Origin of the sequence: Evansella cellulosilytica DSM 2522 (genome assembly GCF_000177235.2) — a bacterium.
Lineage (GTDB): Bacteria > Bacillota > Bacilli > Bacillales > Salisediminibacteriaceae > Evansella > Evansella cellulosilytica.
On the sequence record NC_014829.1, the window covers coordinates 3,185,213 to 3,205,321 of the forward strand.

General features: G+C 35.0%; 26 protein-coding genes and 1 riboswitch. Of the genes, 9 read left to right on the forward strand and 17 right to left on the reverse strand.

All coding sequences use genetic code 11. The features are described from left to right. The first annotated feature begins 78 nt into the window (after window positions 1-78). Window positions 79-801 (forward strand): class I SAM-dependent methyltransferase, encoded by a 723-nt coding sequence (locus BCELL_RS14810; RefSeq protein ID WP_013489574.1) that lies wholly within the window; start codon window positions 79-81, stop codon window positions 799-801. A gap of 331 nt (window positions 802-1,132) precedes the next feature. Here the strand turns inward: BCELL_RS14810 and iadA are convergent, their stop codons facing one another. Further along, complete coding sequence (gene iadA / locus BCELL_RS14815; protein ID WP_013489575.1) at window positions 1,133-2,299, reverse strand: beta-aspartyl-peptidase; 1,167 nt, start codon at window positions 2,297-2,299, stop codon at window positions 1,133-1,135. A gap of 145 nt (window positions 2,300-2,444) precedes the next feature. Beyond that, window positions 2,445-2,711, reverse strand: coding sequence for a hypothetical protein (locus BCELL_RS14820; protein ID WP_013489576.1), 267 nt, complete (start codon window positions 2,709-2,711; stop codon window positions 2,445-2,447). A gap of 109 nt (window positions 2,712-2,820) precedes the next feature. On the opposite strand from BCELL_RS14820, the gene BCELL_RS14825 reads away from it, so the two are divergent. Next, the gene (locus BCELL_RS14825; RefSeq protein WP_013489577.1) at window positions 2,821-4,062 is read left to right on the forward strand and encodes an ATP-binding protein; all 1,242 of its coding nucleotides are present in this window, start codon (window positions 2,821-2,823) and stop codon (window positions 4,060-4,062) included. 489 nt (window positions 4,063-4,551) lie between these two features. Here the strand turns inward: BCELL_RS14825 and BCELL_RS14830 are convergent, their stop codons facing one another. From BCELL_RS14830 to BCELL_RS14840, 3 genes are all read right to left on the reverse strand, one after another. Continuing rightward, entirely contained in the window at window positions 4,552-5,025 is a 474-nt protein-coding gene (locus tag BCELL_RS14830) for a thioredoxin family protein (RefSeq protein ID WP_013489578.1), read from the reverse strand. Next, complete coding sequence (locus BCELL_RS14835; protein ID WP_013489579.1) at window positions 5,022-5,465, reverse strand: disulfide oxidoreductase; 444 nt, start codon at window positions 5,463-5,465, stop codon at window positions 5,022-5,024. Before BCELL_RS14835 ends, BCELL_RS14830 begins: the two co-directional genes overlap by 4 nt. A gap of 146 nt (window positions 5,466-5,611) precedes the next feature. Further along, window positions 5,612-7,435: a sensor domain-containing protein gene (locus BCELL_RS14840; protein WP_013489580.1), complete on the reverse strand. Its 1,824-nt coding sequence runs from the start codon at window positions 7,433-7,435 to the stop codon at window positions 5,612-5,614. A gap of 128 nt (window positions 7,436-7,563) precedes the next feature. After that, a riboswitch (cyclic di-GMP riboswitch) is annotated at window positions 7,564-7,647 on the reverse strand. 341 nt (window positions 7,648-7,988) lie between these two features. Between BCELL_RS14840 and BCELL_RS14845 the strand changes: the two genes are divergently transcribed. Both BCELL_RS14845 and BCELL_RS14850 read left to right on the forward strand, forming a co-directional pair. After that, window positions 7,989-8,210 carry a thioredoxin family protein gene (locus tag BCELL_RS14845; RefSeq protein ID WP_245547029.1) on the forward strand — a complete coding sequence of 74 codons (222 nt, stop codon included), beginning with the start codon at window positions 7,989-7,991 and terminating at the stop codon, window positions 8,208-8,210. A 77-nt stretch (window positions 8,211-8,287) separates the two neighbouring features. Next, window positions 8,288-8,500, forward strand: a complete 213-nt coding sequence (locus tag BCELL_RS14850; RefSeq protein ID WP_013489582.1) for a KTSC domain-containing protein — start codon at window positions 8,288-8,290, stop codon at window positions 8,498-8,500. Window positions 8,501-8,864: 364 nt separating this feature from the next. On the opposite strand, the gene BCELL_RS14855 is transcribed toward BCELL_RS14850, so the two are convergent. Both BCELL_RS14855 and BCELL_RS14860 read right to left on the reverse strand, forming a co-directional pair. Next, window positions 8,865-10,211 (reverse strand): putative bifunctional diguanylate cyclase/phosphodiesterase, encoded by a 1,347-nt coding sequence (locus tag BCELL_RS14855; protein WP_013489583.1) that lies wholly within the window; start codon window positions 10,209-10,211, stop codon window positions 8,865-8,867. A gap of 24 nt (window positions 10,212-10,235) precedes the next feature. Then, window positions 10,236-11,051 carry an HAD family hydrolase gene (locus BCELL_RS14860; protein ID WP_013489584.1) on the reverse strand — a complete coding sequence of 272 codons (816 nt, stop codon included), beginning with the start codon at window positions 11,049-11,051 and terminating at the stop codon, window positions 10,236-10,238. A gap of 321 nt (window positions 11,052-11,372) precedes the next feature. On the opposite strand from BCELL_RS14860, the gene BCELL_RS14865 reads away from it, so the two are divergent. From BCELL_RS14865 to phnE (BCELL_RS14880), 4 genes are all read left to right on the forward strand, one after another. Next, window positions 11,373-12,242, forward strand: a complete 870-nt coding sequence (locus tag BCELL_RS14865; protein WP_013489585.1) for a phosphate/phosphite/phosphonate ABC transporter substrate-binding protein — start codon at window positions 11,373-11,375, stop codon at window positions 12,240-12,242. Between the two features lie 143 nt (window positions 12,243-12,385). After that, on the forward strand, window positions 12,386-13,162 hold the full coding sequence (phnC, locus tag BCELL_RS14870; protein WP_013489586.1) for a phosphonate ABC transporter ATP-binding protein: 777 nt from the start codon (window positions 12,386-12,388) through the stop codon (window positions 13,160-13,162). Next, entirely contained in the window at window positions 13,155-13,949 is a 795-nt protein-coding gene (gene phnE / locus BCELL_RS14875; protein ID WP_013489587.1) for a phosphonate ABC transporter, permease protein PhnE, read from the forward strand. The genes phnC and phnE (BCELL_RS14875) overlap by 8 nt, the downstream gene beginning before the upstream one ends. After that, complete coding sequence (phnE, locus tag BCELL_RS14880) at window positions 13,949-14,749, forward strand: phosphonate ABC transporter, permease protein PhnE (RefSeq protein ID WP_013489588.1); 801 nt, start codon at window positions 13,949-13,951, stop codon at window positions 14,747-14,749. The genes phnE (BCELL_RS14875) and phnE (BCELL_RS14880) overlap by 1 nt, the downstream gene beginning before the upstream one ends. Window positions 14,750-14,985: 236 nt before the next feature. Here the strand turns inward: phnE (BCELL_RS14880) and BCELL_RS23225 are convergent, their stop codons facing one another. From BCELL_RS23225 to BCELL_RS22225, 6 genes are all read right to left on the reverse strand, one after another. After that, window positions 14,986-15,183, reverse strand: a complete 198-nt coding sequence (locus tag BCELL_RS23225; RefSeq protein WP_013489589.1) for a YjcZ family sporulation protein — start codon at window positions 15,181-15,183, stop codon at window positions 14,986-14,988. 63 nt (window positions 15,184-15,246) lie between these two features. After that, a complete protein-coding gene (locus BCELL_RS22210) occupies window positions 15,247-15,366 on the reverse strand; it encodes a YjcZ family sporulation protein (protein WP_013489590.1) in 120 nt (39 codons plus the stop codon). A 192-nt stretch (window positions 15,367-15,558) separates the two neighbouring features. Next, window positions 15,559-15,756 carry a YjcZ family sporulation protein gene (locus BCELL_RS14890; RefSeq protein ID WP_013489591.1) on the reverse strand — a complete coding sequence of 66 codons (198 nt, stop codon included), beginning with the start codon at window positions 15,754-15,756 and terminating at the stop codon, window positions 15,559-15,561. Window positions 15,757-15,812: 56 nt separating this feature from the next. After that, window positions 15,813-15,932 (reverse strand): YjcZ family sporulation protein, encoded by a 120-nt coding sequence (locus BCELL_RS22215; RefSeq protein WP_013489592.1) that lies wholly within the window; start codon window positions 15,930-15,932, stop codon window positions 15,813-15,815. Window positions 15,933-16,032: 100 nt separating this feature from the next. Continuing rightward, window positions 16,033-16,173 (reverse strand): YjcZ family sporulation protein, encoded by a 141-nt coding sequence (locus tag BCELL_RS22220; RefSeq protein WP_013489593.1) that lies wholly within the window; start codon window positions 16,171-16,173, stop codon window positions 16,033-16,035. A 92-nt stretch (window positions 16,174-16,265) separates the two neighbouring features. Further along, window positions 16,266-16,388, reverse strand: coding sequence for a YjcZ family sporulation protein (locus BCELL_RS22225; protein WP_013489594.1), 123 nt, complete (start codon window positions 16,386-16,388; stop codon window positions 16,266-16,268). 225 nt (window positions 16,389-16,613) lie between these two features. Between BCELL_RS22225 and BCELL_RS14895 the strand changes: the two genes are divergently transcribed. Further along, window positions 16,614-16,949 (forward strand): hypothetical protein, encoded by a 336-nt coding sequence (locus BCELL_RS14895; protein WP_013489595.1) that lies wholly within the window; start codon window positions 16,614-16,616, stop codon window positions 16,947-16,949. Between the two features lie 393 nt (window positions 16,950-17,342). Here BCELL_RS14895 and BCELL_RS14900 read toward each other — a convergent pair whose 3' ends face one another. From BCELL_RS14900 to BCELL_RS14910, 4 genes are all read right to left on the reverse strand, one after another. Further along, a complete protein-coding gene (locus tag BCELL_RS14900) occupies window positions 17,343-17,774 on the reverse strand; it encodes a hypothetical protein (RefSeq protein WP_013489596.1) in 432 nt (143 codons plus the stop codon). Window positions 17,775-18,109: 335 nt separating this feature from the next. Further along, window positions 18,110-18,550, reverse strand: coding sequence for an alpha-crystallin domain-containing protein (locus BCELL_RS14905; protein WP_013489597.1), 441 nt, complete (start codon window positions 18,548-18,550; stop codon window positions 18,110-18,112). A gap of 367 nt (window positions 18,551-18,917) precedes the next feature. Continuing rightward, a complete protein-coding gene (locus tag BCELL_RS22230; protein ID WP_013489598.1) occupies window positions 18,918-19,067 on the reverse strand; it encodes a YrzI family small protein in 150 nt (49 codons plus the stop codon). Window positions 19,068-19,571: 504 nt separating this feature from the next. Beyond that, on the reverse strand, window positions 19,572-19,934 hold the full coding sequence (locus tag BCELL_RS14910) for a YisL family protein (protein WP_013489599.1): 363 nt from the start codon (window positions 19,932-19,934) through the stop codon (window positions 19,572-19,574). Window positions 19,935-20,109: the final 175 nt, after the last annotated feature.

Sequence of the window (20,109 nt, forward strand, 5' to 3'; positions counted from 1 at the left end):
CATCTATTTTGTATGGACAATTGCCACGTTCTTTCAAATTCCTTTTGCATATATTAATATTGGGAGGTTGATTTTTAAATGAATGACTATACGAACATGCTTGCAGCCTATGGTATTACCGAGGCACGACCTGGAGGAAAAAAAATAACAAATCAAATTTTAGACGATTATCCAATAAAGAAAAATTGTTTAGTACTAGAAATTGGTTGTGGCATTGGTGATACTGCAAGTGCAATTGTTAAGAAGTTTGGTGCGAAGGTTGTTGCACTAGACTCCCACCCTAAAATGATTGAAAAGGCAAAAAATCGTCATATTGAATCAGAGAACATCATCTTTAAGAATGAGGACTTCTTAAATGCTACCTTACCAAAGAAAAAAGCTTTTGATGTAGTTATTGCAGAATCTGTTCTATCCTTTACTAACCTTGATTCACTATTACCGAAAATGTATGAAACCTTAAAAGATGTTGGTCAACTTTATTGTTTAGAACCAATATATTTAACTGGACTAAAGGAACATGAATTAGAGGAGTACAAGAGGTTTTACGGTTTTAAAAGCTTACTTACAATGGAAGAGTGGAAAGCTCTTTTCTTAAAACACGGATTTACTCTGAAACGCGTTTTAAAAAGTGAAGAAATTGATCAAGAAGACTTGTATGTATACCCAGAACTAATTGTAGACGATAATTTAGAAAGTAAGCATTCTGAAACATTGAAAAAGCATCAGTTTTTTTCAGAAAAATATTATCCATTTTTTGATTCCGCTTACTTTATCCTAGAAAAATGCTCTACCAAGGGATAATGTTAATATTTGCGTAAGCTGCGAGACCACTGTGGAACAGTTTCCAGGTAAGATCCCAGGGTGATAAACCGGAGGACACTGAAAAAATGGTGTTCTTTTGAGGGACTGAAAAAGGTCGATATTTACCTTTTTCAGTCCCTCTAAGCAATGTGCGTAGCCGTTGCAATCGTTAAAATGCCTGATAGGAGTGATTTTCCCCCTATCAGGCGAGCGACTGCAATACAAATAAAAGTCACTAAAAGCAAGTGTCGTAAGAGAGGTCAATACATTTTGCCAACTGGCGTTCTAAAAGAGTCCGTTCAGAGAATCACCCTTTTTTTATACATCTAAATTATTCAAAGGTTCCTCTTTTATTTTCTTGCCCCTCTTTCATCAGCCATTTCCCTTTTGCCATAACACCTTCGATCACAAGCGATTGTTTATTTATTAAAAGAATGTCTCCATCCTTCCCCTTTTCTATATTACCCTTCTCGTTAAGCTGTAACATTCCTGCTGGATTAGATGTGGCTACTTTTAAAGCAATTTCCAACGGTACACCTTCATTTAAAACAGCCTTTCTTATTTCATCATATAAACTTGTAACCCTACCAACGCCTAAGCCGATGAAATTTCTATTTTCGTCAAATTTTGGTAAGCTTCCTTGACCATCTGAAGTAAAGGAAATATTTTCAACAGGAACATTTGCCTCAATTAGCTTTTTCAAACATTTACTGCTTAAGAGTTCATCGTTATCTGAACGGGTAGTACTCGTCGTAAAATCGACGTATCCACCCTTCTTAGCATATTCTATACCTGCTTCAAGTAATGACTTTGTCCGATTAATATGAGTAGGAATGAACTGTTTCCTCGGAATATCCGTTGTCGTTACAACCTCTTCGAGTAATTCAAGCTTTCCGCTCCCATCACCAACATGGACGACAACTGCACCACCTTTACCAGAGAGTAACCCTCCAACTCTAGATTCACTTGCAAGCCTTGCTAATTCTTGACTCGTCGGTTGAGAGGAACGATGATCTGCAATAGCAATTTCTCCTGAACCTATAATCTCATGGATAAACATAATATCAGTCTCAATAGAATCTGTTAAAGGGGTAACTGGTACATGATAATTACCTGTTAAGCAAAAGCAAGTAATACCTTCCTCTGTTAAACCTTTTGCTTTCGCTACAAGATTACTCATCGTACGTGCTGCGCCATCTGTCCCTAAAACACCAACGACAGTAGTAATACCACCTTTAATGCAATCTGATAGCTGAAGTTCAGGTGTTCGAGTACGGAAGCTACCTTCCCCTCCTCCACCTGTAATATGAACATGACCATCAATTAATCCAGGTGCAACGATTTTACCGGTGGCATTAACAATTTCAGTATGTTCACTAATCCCTTGAATATGTATGTCTTCGTCTATAGCAGCTATACGACCACCAATAATCAATACATCCTTCTGCCCTACATAATGTGGTGCATAAACTTCCCCATTTTTCACTACAGTAATCATAAAAAAATCCCTCTCTCTTAATTTCTCTTTCTATAAAAGAAAAACTAAAAACGAGCTTGGTGAAGCTAGTTTTTAGTCTTCAATGAATTGGAAAAAATGAAGTTGACTCAATAGGTAAAAATCAACCTATTGAGTCAACCTTTGTTTAAGTATAAAAATAAAAGGCTATAGAAATAGCGATAACACCTAATATTCCTAACAAAATTGATGCGTTGGCTTCTTTATTTTTATATAGGAAAATAGAAAGAAAATATATACCTACCATTAAAGCCATAAATAATATTCCATCGATAATTGGGTGGAATAATGTCGTTTGCATTGTCGTATATTCATATATAGAGTAATTTACTAGCATGGCTATTGACCAACCGACAAAAATCCCAACACCTATGTATTTAAGTAGTTTATTCAAACTATGTTCACCTCTTTTTTATATTTTTACTTTTTATTTTTAAAATATTGTAATTATTAGTCAGAATACGTAAAATAAAGTCACAGGAAGAAATTGGAGGCCCATCGTTATGGAACTGTTTTTTCAGTATCTTTTTCAAGCATTTATTATATTAACACCTTTATTATTTTTTCTTACCCTTTCAAACAATTTTCAGTTAAAAGGTCATATTGCTATTCGTTTATTAAATTATTCAATCTATATCATTATATTTTTACTAACAGTGCAGTTTCCTATATCAATATTTAGTGACCATGTAATTGACTTTCGTCATATTGTTATATTTTTGGCAACACTTTTTAACGGTGTAACTATTGGTGCCTGCTTATTAATCATTGATCTCATCTCTCGAATACTTTATGGAGATACCCATTTACTTCTTTGGTTTATGATTAGTTGCTATTTTATCATAATAGCTCAATGGTTATCAACGAATGACAGAAGCTGGATTACTCCGAAAAATTTTGCAATGATATCATTTTTGTTTCTCATACCTTATACAATAATATTTTTATACCCAATTAACTATTTCTCATCTTCTGAATTTCACATTTTCTATAGTGTTATCATAGTATCTCCCATCCCAATTGTTTTTATTATGATTGCTTACGTACAACAAATTGAATTAAATGCCAATCTGAAAAAAGACTTACAGAAAAGTGAGCAATTACGATTAGTGAGCGAATTAGCTGCTTCTATAGCGCATGAAGTACGAAATCCAATGACAGTTGCCCGTGGATTTATACAACTGATTCACTCTAATTCAAAATTAACATCCGAAGAAAAACGCTATTTGAAGCTTACAATGTCTGAACTTGATCGAGCACAGTTGATTATTACTGATTATTTATCATTAGCAAAGCCAGCTGATAAAGCTACGAAACAAATTCAAATATATAGCATCATTTATAAAGTGTTACATACGATTGAAGCTTATGCCCTCATGAATAATGTAAAAGTGAAAATGGATGTTCAAGAGGACATTACGATAATAGGAAACGAACAAAAGCTCACACAAGTAATTTTGAACTTAACTAAAAATGGCATTGAGGCTATGGAAAACGGTGGGGAACTAATCATAAATGGGTACCGTGAGAGGGAGAAAATTATATTATCCATAAAAGACACTGGTATTGGAATGTCCAAAGAACAATTACAACAAATAGGTAAGGCTTATTATTCAACTAAGACAAATGGCACAGGCTTAGGTTTAATGGTTTCCTATAGTATCATCGAATCTTTAGGTGGTGCGGTTTCTGTCAAAAGCGAAATCGGTCAAGGAACAGAGTTTATTTTAACGTTTTCACATTAAATAGTATGGTTTACCCACCAACCTTTTTTTATCTCTTAAGAATCAACACTAGTCTTTAACAGAGTCCTTTATATGGATGAGGGTGTAAAGTAAGTAGTGCCGATCCTAAGGAGAAAAATACAAAAATAACCGTAATTCCTAGTCCAAATAGATAGCAAATTGGACTAGGAATTTTTATTTTATAACATTTCCTTCAGTTATTCTTTAATTGGAACACGAAATATTACTTAGGGACACTGAAAAGTGAAAGAACACCCTTCCTCAGGGCCCTCGTGTTCTTTCACTTTTTCAGTGTGGCCTCAACACCAAAATCTTCACTTTTTAATTTACGATAAAATTTCCCATTAACCTTCCAAAATAAGCTGATTTATGAAAGTAGAAAACATGAGCGAAATAGATATTTATTTAATATATATTAGGGTAAAAAAAAGAGACCATTTCACATAGTGAAATGGTCTCTTTTTTTCTGTACAATTTATAGTTTTCTCATTATTCACCTAGAACATCTTCACGATAAAACTGTTCATAAGCTGCTTCATTAAATAATCCGACTTTTCGGCTCACCTCAACACCATTTTCATAGTGAACAAGTGTTGGAGTATAATCAATGTTGTAATCATTAAAACCGTGGTTAAATTCAAGTAAATTGAATAACACAACATCAACACCTAACTGTTCTGCTAAAGGTACTAAAACTGGGGTGGCCTCATTACAATATTCACATGTAGGGCTATAAAAGTATACCGTTACCGTTTCCTCATTTTCTAGCTTACTGTTTAATTCTTCAGGTATTATGACATTTTGATAAAGTGGATTATCAAGCTGATTTAATGTCTCACGATGTAATTGATCCTTACCAAAAGGATTACCTTCCGATTGCTGTTTATTTTGCTGAGATGTAACGAAAGCTAATGCAGCAAAAATAATGACAATAATTAATCCGAAAATGATAACCTTTTTCACTTTTCCCCTCTCCTCTCTGTAACAATCACGTAAACCATAATAATTGAAATGGAAAGAAAGGCGATTAGTGCTAGAAAAGGAATTGTGATGAATCCAAACCAATTAATATATAAATAATTGCATGGGATAATCCCACACCCTTCAGCAGTCTCACTTAACGCTGGTATTCTTTCTAGCATTACATGGTAAATAGAGAAGCTTAAGCCGATTAAACTAATAGGCAACGTATAGTAAGCCTGTTTCGAATCCTTCTTTATTGCTGCAATTGCTAGTGTTATTGCTAAAGGATACATAAATATCCTTTGCACCCAACAAAGTTCACAAGGAATAAAGTTTTCAATTTCAGAAAAGTATAAAGACCCGAGGGTTGCTATTAATGCTATCCCCCATGCAAGAAGCATAGCATATTCAATTTTCTTTTGTTTTGCTGTTATCGCCATAACATTTTCCTCTTTCCATAGTATTATGCAATTTGGATTGAGCGATTATACTATAAACTGATATTGGGTTTGAAGTCAAAAAATACGCTTTCTACCTTATACATCAGTATAACAATATAGAGAAAATGTTAATAGGTTACATGGTCCTATACGTTTAGTTTCATTGACGGACTAGTTGACTCTATATATTTTGTTACAGCTTCTGGTGGAAGCGGTTGGCTATACAAAAATCCTTGCATTTCATCGCAGCTTAACTTATTTAAAAATGCAACCATTTCAGACGTTTCTACTCCTTCAGCAATGACTCTCAGCTTCATATTGTGTGCTAATTGAATGATAGAAGTCACGATTGCTTGATCATTAGTATTATCAACTACCTCTTTAATAAATGATTGATCTATTTTTAACGTATCTATCGGAAATCTACGTAAATAACTTAATGAAGAATAGCCCGTACCAAAGTCATCGATAGAGATACTGACTCCAAATTGCTTTAGACGATACAACGTTTTAAGACATTCATCACGATTATAAAGTAAATCATTTTCCGTTATTTCCAAGTCTAACAGTTTTGGAGACAGGCCTGTTTTATCTAAAGTATTTTTTACTTTACTAACAAAATCTGGTCTCTGAAATTGCTGGGGTGAAATATTTATACCTATCCTTAGTTCATGACCTTCATTATTCCATTTCTTCGCTTGAATACAAGCTTTTTCAAGTACCCAATCCCCGATTTGGTTAATTAATCCTGTTTCTTCAGCAATTGGAATAAATTTGTAAGGAGAAACCTTTCCTAACTGTTCATCGTTCCACCTTAAAAGTGCTTCTACTCCGATCACTTTGTTTTCTTTTAAATCAATTTGAGGATGATAATATAGCTCAAAGTTTTCTTGCTCCATAGCAATTCTTAATCTTTTTTCCATAAGTAATTTTTCGTCATGCTCTGTTCGAATTGACGATTGATACCATTGAAAATCACCCTTACCTAACTCTTTAGCGTAGTGCATAGCCATTTCCGCTTGTTGAATTATTTGGTCATAAGTGACTCCTATGACAGGAAAATACGAGATTCCTATACTAGCTGTGATGTATAGTTCATTTCCTTTTACATGAAATGGTGATTCAAAGGCTAGTAATATTTCTTGAGCCAACTCTTGTACTTCCTCTTTAGACTTTGGAGAATGAAATAATACGGAAAATTCGTCTCCCCCATAACGATATATTTGCACTTTTTTATGTTGGATACTACTTAACGTTTGAGAGATAGATTGTATTAGTTTGTCTCCAGTAAAATGCCCTAAAGTGTCGTTATAAAACTTAAAACGATCTAAATCAAAGAAAAGAATGGCAAAAGGAAATTTCTCTGCATGCTTCATTTCAATTCTTGATCTGACATCTCTTTCAAATTTATCTCTATTTGGTAACCCTGTAAGAGTATCTACTGCTCCTAATTCCTTTATTACTTTTTCTGCCTGCTTTAAACGTGTAACATCTCGATGCATGATGAGAAATATATCGCTTTCCTGATTTGATTTTATTAAAGGCATTATTTGTGTCTTTAATATAAGCGGATTTCCACTTTTCTTTAAGGGAATCATTTCAAAGGAAGTGATTTTTTGTGATGCTAGTGTGTTACTAAACAATTCCCGTTCTTTAAATGAACGGTGTTGTAATGATAAATAGTTCACACCTATTAGTTCACTTTCTGAATAATCTAAAAGATCACAAAATTCTTCACTAACATATGTAATTGCACCCGTATCATTAACAAGTACGATCAATGCTGTCGTTTCTAATGCAATTTTAAATCTACTTATTAATTGTTCATATTGTTGATCTAGTGCTTGATCACTTTCAATGCTTGGCTGTTTTTCTTGACCCCAAACATGTGAAAACCATTTAGGCAAGTGAGAATGGTAATTTTTTTCTATAGTCTTCTTCTCTATTGAAGGTAACTTATTTATTTCCATTCTGTTCCTCCTTGAATTATCATTATTCATCCATGATTAGTTTGGGATAATCCCTCGTTTTGTACTGAAATATATTCCAGTATACAAAACTAACATTATTAAGTTGTATCAATATTAAAAACCGACCTAAATAACAAGGTCGGTTGCACTACTAGCTCCTGTATGTCCAAGTGCCCAAATCAAGACATATATTCTTCGCTACCTTTTAAATTTTTAGCTTAGTTAAAACTGATGATGATTTTACAGCTGATTTCTCACGAAAGGAAGCTGAAGTAATAAACACGGTATGCGAGTATCCTAAACTAATAATCAACTACATTTTACCATGCGCGCATTTCTAGAAAAGATTACTAGTTTAATTGTATTATTTTCTAAAGTAAAAATACAAGCATAATTTTACATTTTTTTTATAAAAAATCGATATTTGCTGAATAATAAAGTTTTCTAAATAGTAACAATTTAGTCACATCACTGTCAAATGATAGCGTTTCCGGTCAAAAACAATGGATTATAATAAAAATAAGAATAGACAAGTGAGGTGAGTGAATTGGAAGTGAAGCTGTTTGTTAGTTCAAACATTAATGGCAAGATCGTTGAGAAAAGGTTGAAGGAAGTCATCAATGATATTGGCTTACATGCTCACGTAGAAATTCACCATCAAGATCCCCCTACTTTAAATGGATTTTACTATACTCCAACACTAGTCGTAAACGATAAAGTTGTATCAAGTGGCAAAGTATTATCAAAACAAGAAATGACCAACTTTTTTTTATAGGCTCGTTTCTTTTCTATTATATCGGGTATCCTATTAGTAAGAGTAATTCCCTAAAGAAAAATTAGAGGGAGGGTATTATGGAAACAGTTGAATTGAACCACGGTAAACTATCTTACATTGAGTATGATGAGACAAATAGGCATCTTCATGTACATTTTAAGAATGGTGAATACGTTATTTATTATGAGGTTTATAAGCTCGATTACGTCGGTTTCTTATCAACAAAGAACTATACAGAGTTTTTTGAGGAAAGAATCGAGCCTCGGTACCCATCTCGAACCATAAGTTAAAATTGTAACTGTCCATAAGTGAGGAGTTTGGCAATAGTTACAATCGCTGTACCAATATAATCAAATACAAAGGTACAAGTTATAAGTGAAGACTTAAAGGGAGACTCAAAAGGTAATTTTCACCTATCGAGTCTCCCTTATGCAATGGTTGGTAGCGTCGCAATCTCTTAAAGGCCACTTAAATGGAGTTCTTATAGTCAGCGGGTGGCGAGTGGACATTGCCACCTGTCTTTATAGACGCTGAAAAAGTTGCTCTTTACTTTTTCAGTGACCTTTTTTTATGTTAATGGCATTGATTTGCACGTTGTGTATAATCAAGAAATAAAACAGACTTATAGTAGCTGGCACATCTTTGAGACTGCCTCTACTCGTTTGCGTGATTTTTGATTAAGTAATTGTTGATTTCCTTTTGCGAGATTGGTTTACTGAAGTAATATCCTTGTAGTTTGTTACACCCCCATCTTCGCAACATATTAAAGTGTTGTTTCGTCTCTATACCTTCTGCTACTATCGTCACACCCAATACTTTTTTTAAGTGAACAATCCACCTTAACAAATGTTTTTGTTTTTCGTCACCGTTATCAGTTTTTTTTACGAAGCTTCGATCAATTTTTAATTCGTCAATTGGAAGTTCTCTTAAATAGCTTAAAGAACTATATCCAGTACCGAAATCATCTATACTTATTTTCATGCCGTGTTCTCTAGCTTGACTAAGTAAAGATTTTGCTTTTTCAACATCTACAGCAACAGATTCAGTAATTTCCATAATAAAATGATGAGGGTCTAACCCAGTTTCCTTTATAATGTTTACTAACTTTTCAATATAATTTTTTTTCATTAACTGTTTAATACTAAAGTTTATTGCAATAGGTAGATCTTTTAACCCAGTTGTTCTTTGAAGAACAACATGATTTTTACACGCCTTCTCAATAATCCAATCTCCTAAGGGATGAATTAGCCCCGTTTCTTCTGCGATATCTATAAATTTATCAGGAGGTATCAACCCTTTGTTAGGATGGCGCCAACGAACTAAAACTTCAAGTCCACCCCAACCCCCTTTATCAACATCCCATTGAGGGTGATAATACAATTCAAATTCTCCATTTTTTATGCCAGAATGCATTTCCGATTCTAATTCAAAAGCAGCAACAATTCTTTCTTTATATACTGGATCATACCATTCGAAAAAGCTTTGCGGCTTTCCCTTTGCTTGTCGATGGGCTACATCTGCACATTTCATGAGAGATTGTAAATCATGAGCGTCATTAAACCACTTTGAACTACCAAAAGTTGGTTTTAAATTAAATTCATAGCTGTCAACGACTAAAGAACGAGAAATACTATTTTTCCAACTTTCTACGAGTGCTTCAATATCACTTTTTTCATAAACACCAGTTACTAGTGCCATAAATGAATTATTACCTAGTGATATCCATGTACAGTTACTAGGTGATTTTTCATTCAGCGTATGATATACAAGCTGAAGCAATTGGTCGCCAACCTCAAAGCTGAACAATTCGTTTATTGACTTAAATTGGTCGAAATCCATAAATATTACAAATGCAGTGCTATCTTTTGTTCTTGTTGCTTTCCAATCATTAAATTTCACATGTAAAATTTCTCTAGATGAAGGTATAGATCGATTATTTTTACTAATTTGTGAGTAAGACCACCGTTTTCGTCCATAAAGTCTTATCGGAAACTTTCTCACTTCTATCCCTCCAATTAAATCGCTTTATTTCATCAATTCCATCCACTCATGTAACCGGTTTACTTGAACTAATTGTTCGTGTTCAGCCTCGTGCGAATGTTCAGATATGTAAACAGCATTCATTCCCATTAAAAGTGCAGGAGCTATCTCATTGATAAAATTATCACCAACAGAGACTGTTTCTTTCGGGCTAACATCATACTTTTCTAAAAGCTGTTCAAAGAAACTTGTCGTCTTTGTTGGCTTTTGAGCAGAAGTAAGCACTTCGTGAAAAATCCCTTCTAAGTCCAATTCAGATAATAAACGCGATACGTCATCCTCATCACTATTTGTTAATAGAACAATACTTGCTTTCTCTCTTAAATTCTTTAAGAAAGTAGTAAGTCCTTTAATTTTTTCTAATTGAAATTGGTCTGTAACCATATAATCCTTCGTTTCCACATATCGTGGATAACACTCATCGACACCGTGATGAAGAGCACAAGCACAAGGTAGCCACCATCCGTCTCCAATAGCAATAATATTTTTAAAATCAAAGGTTATTTGCTTTTCCCCATATTGCTTTTCAACCTCAGTAACTCGATTTCCGTTCCAGTCTTCAGCCTTTACAACAGTCAAGGTCATTGGGTCTACTGTTAGTATCGCATCATTTTTCGTGTCGTATGCTTTCCCTATTGCTACAGGGTGCTTTCCAGCCTTCATTAATTCATAATCGCGTACGAATGCCTCAAGATTCTCAGGTGGTACATCTAGTTTTAACCTTTCTGCATAATAATCAAAATGATCTGTTCCTTCGTATAAAGTTCCATCTAAATCAAATATAAATAATTTATTTTCCACTACTCTTCACGTCCTTTTTTTAATTGATAATTTATTGGTGCTTATTTTACTACCTTTTTATCCATTCATCAGATTAATATATATTGCTTACAATGAGCAAGTTTTTTATTAATAACACTGCCTAGGTTACGTACCTTCCTTTCAAAAATATTGTGAAATAGCGAAGATTACGGCTAATATTTTCATGATTGTTAGGTTTTCTACTATTTTTTTTGTAAAAATAGTGTAACAATCGTGTAAATTATATAGCTTTTCCTAAAATGGTGTTGTATAATCATTTTCGGTAAGACATGAATCTACAAAAAGCGAGGGGTTAAAAAAATGAAAAAATTGTTTTCTGCATTACTATTATCTTTAGCTACACTTTCATTAGCGGCATGCGGTGACGAAGAAGAAATTATTATGGGGTTTGTTCCTTCTCAAGATTCTGCAAACATTGCAGACACAGTTGAGCCTCTTGCAGAGAGACTTTCAGAAGAGTTAGGTGTAAAAGTTACTGGACAAGTAATGACTAACTATTCGGCGTTAGTTGAAGCAATGGGAAATGATCAAGTTGATATCGGCTTCCTACCTCCATTCGGATATGCTTTAGCAACAGATCGTTATGATAATGTTGAAGTTGTCCTTGCGTCTGTACGTCACGGAAGTACTACTTATCAAGCACAGTATGTAGTTCGTGCTGACTCTGGAATTGAAACATTTGCAGACTTAGAAGGCAAAGCATGGGCATTCCCAGACTTATCTTCTGCTAGTGGTTATTTATTCCCTGCAGCTCAATTAATGAATGAGCTAGGTGTTGAAGATGTTGATAGCTGGGTAAGTGATATGATTCAAGCTGGTTCTCACGACAACGCATTAATGGAAGTTCTTGAAGGTGGAGCTGACTTTGCAACAACGTTTGACGATGCACGTGATTCTATTGCTGGAGATTATCCAGAAGTTTATGATGAGTTAGTTATTTTAGGCTATACTGATGATATTCCAAATGACACAATCAGTGTTAACACAAACACTTTATCTTCTGAACTTATTGAGCAACTTGTTGCAGTTTTCATGTCATTTAATGATGATGAAGAAATGATTACAATCATGGATGAAGTATACAACTGGACTGGAATTGCTGAAGCGCAAGATAGCACATACGATGTAGTTCGTATGACTTATGAAAGTTTAGGAATTGAAGTAGAATAAGTATTAATATAAAAAATAGGGTAAAAATAACAACAAGAAATGGTAGGGGAGAAGATATTCTCCCCTCCTCTTTTGTCTGTTTCGATCACAAAAGAGGTGGGTGTTTCCTTCCTATAACTACAGAAATGAGGGATTAGTAAAAAATGATCGAATTTAAAAATGTCTCACTCGTCTATCCGAACGGCACACAAGGGCTAAAAAACATAAACTTAAAAATAAACGATGGAGAATTTGTTGTAGTCGTTGGACTCTCTGGAGCTGGTAAATCTACACTTATTCGAAGTATGAACCGTCTAGTAACTCCTACAGACGGGGAACTGTTCATTGATGATGAAAATATCTTAGCATACAACTCGAGAAACTTAAGAAAACTTCGTACTGAAGTAGGAATGATCTTTCAAAATTATAATTTAGTAAAACGTTCAACAGTAATGAAAAATGTTATTTCTGGAAGACTTGGATACACAGGTACATTAAAAAGCTTGCTTGGTATTTTTTCAAAGGAAGAGCTTTCCCTCGCCTATCAGAGTTTAGAACGTGTAAACATAGCTGAAAAAGTTTACCAACGTGCCGACCAACTCAGTGGTGGTCAACAGCAGCGTGTAGCAATCGCTCGTGTTTTAACGCAACAGCCTAAGGTTGTATTAGCGGACGAGCCTGTAGCCAGCTTAGACCCACCTACTTCACACCAAGTAATGACATACTTGAGAAAAATCAATAAAGAAGACAACATTACTACTGTTGTTAATTTACACTTTATTGATATGGCAATGGAATATGCCGACCGCATTATCGGAATGCGTGCTGGTGAAGTTGTATTTGACGGGCCTGCTAGTGAAGTGAGCGAAAGTACATTCGAAGAAATTTACGGAAGAAAAATTCGAGAGGATGACCTTGTAGGGGGTCAAGACGATGAGTAGTCAAACAGAAGTAAGAGGCCTAACTTCATCAAAAGCAAAGACAAGAACGACGATTATATTAGTCGCTATTGTAGGGATATATATGTATACGTCTTGGGCAACGAACTCATCTATAATTGACCTTATAAATGGTTGGGGTGGCTTTGTACGTATTGCAACTGATCTATTCCCACCAAATTTTTCTTACATTCCTCAAGTTTGGGAAAAGTTAGCTGAGACGATACAAATGGCGATTATTGCTACTACGATGGCAGCAATAGTTAGTATACCAATATTCCTGCTATCAGCAGCAAATTTATATCCTAACGCTTGGGTACATATGCCTGTTCGTTTTGTTATGAACATTCTTCGTACAATACCTGATATTTTATTAGCTGTTATTTTCGTTGGTATTTTTGGTGTAGGTGTATTCCCAGGTATTATGGCACTATTTATTTTCTCACTAGGGCTATTAGCAAAACTAATGTATGAAACGATTGAGTCTATAGATATGAATCCACTAGATGCCATTAGAGCATCAGGAGGGAATACAATACAAGTCATTTGGTATGCTGTATTGCCCCAAGTGTTACCGCAATTCGTTTCATTTAGTCTATACGTTTTTGAAGTAAATGTTCGTGCATCAGTAGTACTCGGTTTTGTTGGTGCAGGTGGTATCGGTCTATTACTACAACAACAAGTGAGTTTCTTTAACTATCCACGAGTAATGACAATTATTATCATTATATTTATCGCTGTTGTAGTCATTGATTATATTAGTAATAAGATAAGGGAGAGATTAGTCTAATGGAATTAACAATGCCACCAAAGAAAAAACGTTCCAAATCTAAGGTGATTAGAAATATTCTTATTGCCATTGCACTGATCGCCCTTTACTTATGGACCTTTCTAACTATTGAAATTCGTTGGGAACGGGTATTTAGTGAAAGAACGATTGATAATTTTACTCGTGTAATACCACAGCTTTTTTCTCCTGATTGGTCTGCATTTGGAAAAGTCATGGGGCTTATGTGGGAGACACTTCAAATGGCCTATACAGGAACATTGCTTGCCGCTATTTTAGCAATTCCATTTGGTTTCTTTGCTGCTAGTAATGTGACGAAAAGTAAAGTATTAAATACATTATCAAAAGGGGCACTAGATGCCATTCGTGCCTTTCCAGAACTTGTACTAGCCCTCATGTTCGTTGCAGCAATTGGACCTCGCCCTTTCGCTGGGGTACTCGCTATTGCAATTGGTTCAATTGGAATGCTCGGTAAACTCTACAGTGAAGTTATCGAGTCAATCGATATGAATGTTGTAGAAGCTTTGGAAGCAAACGGAGCAAATAAAATTCAAGTATTGTACTATGGAATAATTCCACAGATCATTCCTGAATTTTTATCTTATGCAATATATCGTTTTGAAATTGACGTACGTGCTTCTACAATACTCGGTATCATTGGTGCTGGGGGTATTGGTACGTTAGTCACAATCGCTACTCAAAACCGAAACTGGGATGAAGTAGGAATGATTCTTTTAGTTATCATCGTGGTTGTAACTGTTATTGATTACTTAAGTGCCGCAATTAGAAAGCGAATTGTTTAATCATAAGAAGAACGTTAACAACAGCTTCAAGAAGCTGTTGTTGACGTTTTTTTAATGAGTTGGAATTTCGCCGTATCTCTTTTGAGCGATGGAAAAGTATATATTGATCTTTTTCAGTGTTATTTGCTCTTCTCGCTAGTACGCACGGCGGAAAAATTCAACCGCCTAGTTTTAGCCTCTCTTGCTTAAAAAAAGAGCGATGGGAATATACCATCGCTCTTTCTCACTTTTACTATTTACGCAGCCCAAGCTGCTCCAATAATTACTAATAGGATGAACAATACTAGGATTAACGCAAATCCTGTTGCAAATCCTCCTCCGTGAGCTGGTGCTGCTACAGGTGCTGCAGCATATGGTGCACATCCGTACGCTGCTGCTGGATCAGCATATCCAGCTGCTGGTGCTCCATAACCATATCCTTGATAGTGACTCATGAAAAATTCCTCCTCTAAATATTTTAAAATTAATCTTACCTTTACTTTTTTTATTAGTGATTATTAGTAGCCGTATCCATACCCACCTGGTCTAACAACTGCTGCTCCGATAATCACTAATAAAATAAACACTACAAGAATAAACGCGAATCCGCCTGCGTATCCTCCTGTTTTATGACTCATTTAATAATCACTCCTTCGGAAAAAGTCTGCGAAATATTCTTCGCACTAATAACCTATGATGTTAAGTGTAAATTGTATAGACGATAAACCATCTATTCTAAATTTAGGCGCTTTCTAATACTTAAAATCATTTACATGAAAGAATAAGGGCCACAAAGGGAGAGATTCACTTTGTGCACCCTATTTTCTACTTTAGTAAGCCCAAGCTGCTCCAATGATAACTAATAGGATGAATAGTACTAGCACTAACGCAAATCCTGTTGCAAACCCGCCTGTTGCTGGTGCTGCTGTTGTGACAGGTGCTACTGGTGCATATCCACAACCTACTGGTGCTCCGTATCCATAACCATAACCTGCTACTGCTGGATCATATCCGTGATAGTGACTCATGAGTAAATTCCTCCTTCTAATACTTTTGTTTTATATCGAAAGGGTTTTCTTGGATATTAATAATATCCATAACCACCCGGTCTAACAATTGCTGCTCCAATGATAACTAGTAAAATAAACACTACAAGAATGAACGCAAATCCACCTGCGTATCCTCCTGCTGTTGTATGACTCATTAACAATCACTCCTTTAAGGAATAATTAGAGAAGATATACATTGGATTTAAAAAGGCTGCAAGGGAAGTTAATCCCAAACAACCTTTTTTATTGACTAGCTTAGTAAGCCCAAGCTGCACCGATAATAACTAGCAGGATAAATAATACTAAGATTAACGCAAATCCTGCTGCAAATCCTCCACCAGTTGCTGGTGCTGCTGGTGCACATCCATAATATCCTGGTTCTACTCCATAATGCATGGGAAATTCCTCCTTAATCAATTGTAATACCCATTTGTAGTTCAATCATAATTTTCATGGTACTTTATTATTAGCTATATAATGAGAGGATTTTAGTAGTAACCATATCCTCCTGGTCTAACAACCGCAGCGCCAATAATAACAAGTAAGATGAACACTACGATAATAAACGCGAAAGCTCTGCCGTAGCCGTGACCTGCTGCTGGTGCACTCATTATGAACTTCCCTCCTCTTGAGAAATATCCTTGCGAATTTCTCTTCGCTTTACAATACTAACCTATGTTGAACTTGAAACTTTGTATAGACACCTGCTGAGTTCTTAAAAAAAAATTTGTTTTTTATGAAACGGATAAATATTTTAAAAGCTAAGCACCTGTACAATCAATTTCAATTTTTCTTAATACAATGTTAAAAGATTCCCATGAAGGGAGGGGAAATATATGAGTTACTATGACCTTTGCTGTCAACATCGAGGTCAAGTCGTTCAAATTAAAGAAAAAAGTGGTAATGTTCATGTTGGAAAAATAGTCGATGTAGACCAACAATATGTATGGATGGAAAGAATGAATCGTCATCAAGGTTTTGGCTATGGTTATTATGGCCATGGTCCACAAGGACAATATGGTCCTTATAGTTATGCTACTGGTCCTAGTCAATATGGAGCACCAGGTCCTGGTCAAGGCTACGGTGGTGGATTCGGCAGAAATCCTTATTTTTTCCCAGTAGCACTTGCTGGAATAGGAGGCTTTGCACTAGGCACAGCTTTCTTCTGGTAAAATCTTAATATATAAAGTAAATCGTTCTATAGGAAGAGGGGGACCCTCTCCTTAGAACGATTTTTATATTGAAAAGTATTTCTTGCCGAAACAAATTGATTAAACTTCTGCATGTTGTTTATGCTCAACAGACAATGGTAGCGAATCCTTTCTAAGTATACGTTAAATGTTGCTTATTCTCCGTTTAGACATGGTTCCTTTTGATGAACGGCTTTTATTCTTTGGTTCTTCTCCCTTCACACAAGTAGACACACTCTCAATGGACTTTAAACACTAATTTTCATACGAGCTTTCTATTTCTCGCAGGATTTTACTTTGCTTCTTCTACGCTCCTTTTCCAAACAAAAAATGGGATTCCGTTTACCTTGTAAACAGAATCCCATCATTTTTATTTTATTTTGCTATAAATTTCGTAATAAATGGTGTTATTTTTTTTATCATTGGTGTAACTTGCCCAGCTATTCCATATACTTGTTGAAATCCATTTCCTATCTTCGCATAATCTAACGTTCCATCCTCTTTAGTAATGTAGGACATCATTTTCTTTGAATTTATCTTCTTACCAGCTCCTTGATGCCCCATTGGTGTTCCCATATGTTGAGGGAATTGAGGTTGGTTTTGGAATGGCTGTTGTTGAGGATGAGGATACTGAGTGTGTTGTGTTTGCTGTTGTGGTTGCTGAATATGTTGGACCTGCTGTTGCTGTGGATGATACTGCTGTTGATATTGTTGCGCTTGCTGCATCGGTGGTCTTGGTGGTCCAAACATCATTTGTGAAAATGGGTCTCGATGTCTTGTATGGCTCTCTTGTCTCCCTTGGTGCATGTGTTTCCCCCCTTTTTAATCACATCATAGTGTATTTACTATTACTTTATGTAATAAATCATGAAGTGGAAGGGCAACTGCAATAAAAAATGATCACTGTATAAAAATAATACGATACTTATTTTTTTCGGTCAAAAAATCGTCACTGTCTTTTTCACGTTAGTGAGAGTTATATTACAATCGTTGAAAGTATTTCAGCTCACACATATCTTAAGAAAAACTAAAACCGAGCCTGGTGAAGACGGTTTTAGTTTTAGTTTTTCTTTAAAAAAAGTGTCCTATGGAATTTTTCCAATAGAACACTCCCTTGACCCCTTTCAAAAGCAATATGTTTATTAGTCGATTGTAATAAACTTTCTATTTGCATCATTTTTCGCAATGACGATTTTAAGAACATTTTCATCACTAAATACTGCTGTTACATCTTCTTCTGTAAAAGGAAAATAAACAGGGACAAATTGTTCAGCTCTTTGTCGTACTAATGTAGTATCTTCTGTAGTGCTCTCAGTTGTAGCAGCTTCATCTTCATTTTCTGTTTCCTGGTCTGTAACTGTTTGTTCAGTTACAGGTTGCTGTGCTGAAACGAGAACACCATTCCTAACAAGTTCCAACTGTACATTTTCTTTATTAAAGCCTTCTAAAGTTCCTTGAATAATGAGTTCCTTAGGTGTATCTTGAACGTGAAGATTTAGATTAAACTGTTGACGCTGAGGTGCATCAAAAAACGGAAAGTTGAATAAGTTTCCAAACGGTTGGTTTGTTGGTCTGTTTACCATTATAACTCTCTCCTTACTTTTTAAGAATATGAATATAGGTTTTCATCACGTTTGACATAAACATCTTATGTGAGGAGGAGTCATTTTGTTTAGACGTTCGTTTAGTTTTTGGGTATTTTCTTATATGAATATTAAAAATAAAAACAAGAAGGCTGCCATAAATCCCATAGCAGCCTTGTTTGTTTATATTTTTCGTATTAATTTACATATGTTGTTACTCATTTTATTACATTAATATTAATTTTTATCTTTTCCCTTTCTTTTTAGTAGGTAGCTAAACAAAACCTTTCCCTTCTGGCAATCGAACTAAGTGAAAAATTGGAATGATAATCATATTAATCTCCTCCTTTTAGTTTTTATTTCTACCTTACATCATTCGACCAACACTCATATGCTGCGCGCGCTTGTGCATTATTTCCTTTTCTAATTGATTTTGTAATTGCACACTTTTAATTTCATCTGCAGTATACTTCCGCTTTGAAATTGTTACAGTTAAGAAAAATAAATGAAACATCATATCTTATCACCTCCTTTAGTTAAGAACATAAAAAAACACAGGTCATGTTAGACCTGTGTTATCGATAGGCATACGGATCCCTACTGAATAAAGACACAAAAAAGCACAGGTCATCATCTCTAACCTGCACAGTAATATCGTTATAATAAAGTAGAAAACTAATTCAACTGAATACTGGAGGCTAGATTATTATTTAGTTGCTTTGTAGTTACAAAATATACGTTAATCATGTTTTGCTGCCTCCTTTACCATTATTTTGATTTCTTACAACCATATTTTACCTCTAGTTGAATAGGAAGTAAAGAACTTTTTTAAAAGAAATGGATGACAATACTCGTCGAGGACAGATAGGATAAAACAAATCTATTCTCAATTTTTTCTTCCAACTTTACGAGAAGTCTTCGCGCACACTTAAAAGCCCGCTATAAGTGAGTTTCTTATAGCGGGCACACGACGAGTGTAGCCATTGCTAGGACTTTATATAGCTTATGGCACACCCTCTTATTATCCTGTTACAACATAACCAAAATACAATACTAAAACAAAAGCTACAATAAACTGAATCCAAAAGATTGCTTTACCTTTGCCAGATAAACTCCCTTTTGCCATTCTATTGCTAATGAATTCCATCACGAATATTAACCAAATAGCCAATAAACCTTTTACTACTGCTGACCAGTAGAAACCATTTAAGACAATTAGCCAAATTCCAGTAACTAGTAGTAGTACATACATTAAACGTAAAACCATTTGAAGTATTTTACTTGCTTTTGCCTTACCATTGTTTATAAAAATCACTGTTAAAAAGAAAACAACGATCCCAACAAACCAAAATAAGGCATGTGAGTGTAATATATAAGCGCCCAAAAATGTCTCCTCCTTTATGTATCGTCCTGTTATACATTTGCTGTTGACTTATAATTTCAAAAGTAGACCAAATGTATTGCATCAGAGCGGCATATCATAACCATCGCACCTTCCACAAAAAACATCATCATTGGCAGTTAAATCAACACTAGCGTTTAACAAAACATATATCTTC

What these genes read in the sequence shown, in the direction of transcription:
- BCELL_RS22220 (WP_013489593.1), bottom strand. Translation starts at nt 16,173, where the DNA reads ATGCATTATGGAGTAGAACCAGGATATTATGGATGTGCACCAGCAGCA.
- BCELL_RS14890 (WP_013489591.1), bottom strand. Translation starts at nt 15,756, where the DNA reads ATGAGTCACTATCACGGATATGATCCAGCAGTAGCAGGTTATGGTTAT.
- BCELL_RS22230 (WP_013489598.1), bottom strand. Translation starts at nt 19,067, where the DNA reads ATGATGTTTCATTTATTTTTCTTAACTGTAACAATTTCAAAGCGGAAG.
- BCELL_RS14900 (WP_013489596.1), bottom strand. Translation starts at nt 17,774, where the DNA reads ATGCACCAAGGGAGACAAGAGAGCCATACAAGACATCGAGACCCATTT.
- BCELL_RS14825 (WP_013489577.1), top strand. Translation starts at nt 2,821, where the DNA reads ATGGAACTGTTTTTTCAGTATCTTTTTCAAGCATTTATTATATTAACA.
- BCELL_RS14835 (WP_013489579.1), bottom strand. Translation starts at nt 5,465, where the DNA reads ATGGCGATAACAGCAAAACAAAAGAAAATTGAATATGCTATGCTTCTT.
- BCELL_RS14850 (WP_013489582.1), top strand. Translation starts at nt 8,288, where the DNA reads ATGGAAACAGTTGAATTGAACCACGGTAAACTATCTTACATTGAGTAT.
- BCELL_RS22210 (WP_013489590.1), bottom strand. Translation starts at nt 15,366, where the DNA reads ATGAGTCATAAAACAGGAGGATACGCAGGCGGATTCGCGTTTATTCTT.
- BCELL_RS22215 (WP_013489592.1), bottom strand. Translation starts at nt 15,932, where the DNA reads ATGAGTCATACAACAGCAGGAGGATACGCAGGTGGATTTGCGTTCATT.
- BCELL_RS14895 (WP_013489595.1), top strand. Translation starts at nt 16,614, where the DNA reads ATGAGTTACTATGACCTTTGCTGTCAACATCGAGGTCAAGTCGTTCAA.
- BCELL_RS22225 (WP_013489594.1), bottom strand. Translation starts at nt 16,388, where the DNA reads ATGAGTGCACCAGCAGCAGGTCACGGCTACGGCAGAGCTTTCGCGTTT.
- iadA (WP_013489575.1), bottom strand. Translation starts at nt 2,299, where the DNA reads ATGATTACTGTAGTGAAAAATGGGGAAGTTTATGCACCACATTATGTA.
- phnE (WP_013489587.1), top strand. Translation starts at nt 13,155, where the DNA reads ATGAGTAGTCAAACAGAAGTAAGAGGCCTAACTTCATCAAAAGCAAAG.
- BCELL_RS23225 (WP_013489589.1), bottom strand. Translation starts at nt 15,183, where the DNA reads ATGAGTCACTATCAAGGATATGGTTATGGAGCACCAGCAGCTGGATAT.
- phnC (WP_013489586.1), top strand. Translation starts at nt 12,386, where the DNA reads ATGATCGAATTTAAAAATGTCTCACTCGTCTATCCGAACGGCACACAA.
- phnE (WP_013489588.1), top strand. Translation starts at nt 13,949, where the DNA reads ATGGAATTAACAATGCCACCAAAGAAAAAACGTTCCAAATCTAAGGTG.
- BCELL_RS14865 (WP_013489585.1), top strand. Translation starts at nt 11,373, where the DNA reads ATGAAAAAATTGTTTTCTGCATTACTATTATCTTTAGCTACACTTTCA.
- BCELL_RS14840 (WP_013489580.1), bottom strand. Translation starts at nt 7,435, where the DNA reads ATGGAAATAAATAAGTTACCTTCAATAGAGAAGAAGACTATAGAAAAA.
- BCELL_RS14810 (WP_013489574.1), top strand. Translation starts at nt 79, where the DNA reads ATGAATGACTATACGAACATGCTTGCAGCCTATGGTATTACCGAGGCA.
- BCELL_RS14905 (WP_013489597.1), bottom strand. Translation starts at nt 18,550, where the DNA reads ATGGTAAACAGACCAACAAACCAACCGTTTGGAAACTTATTCAACTTT.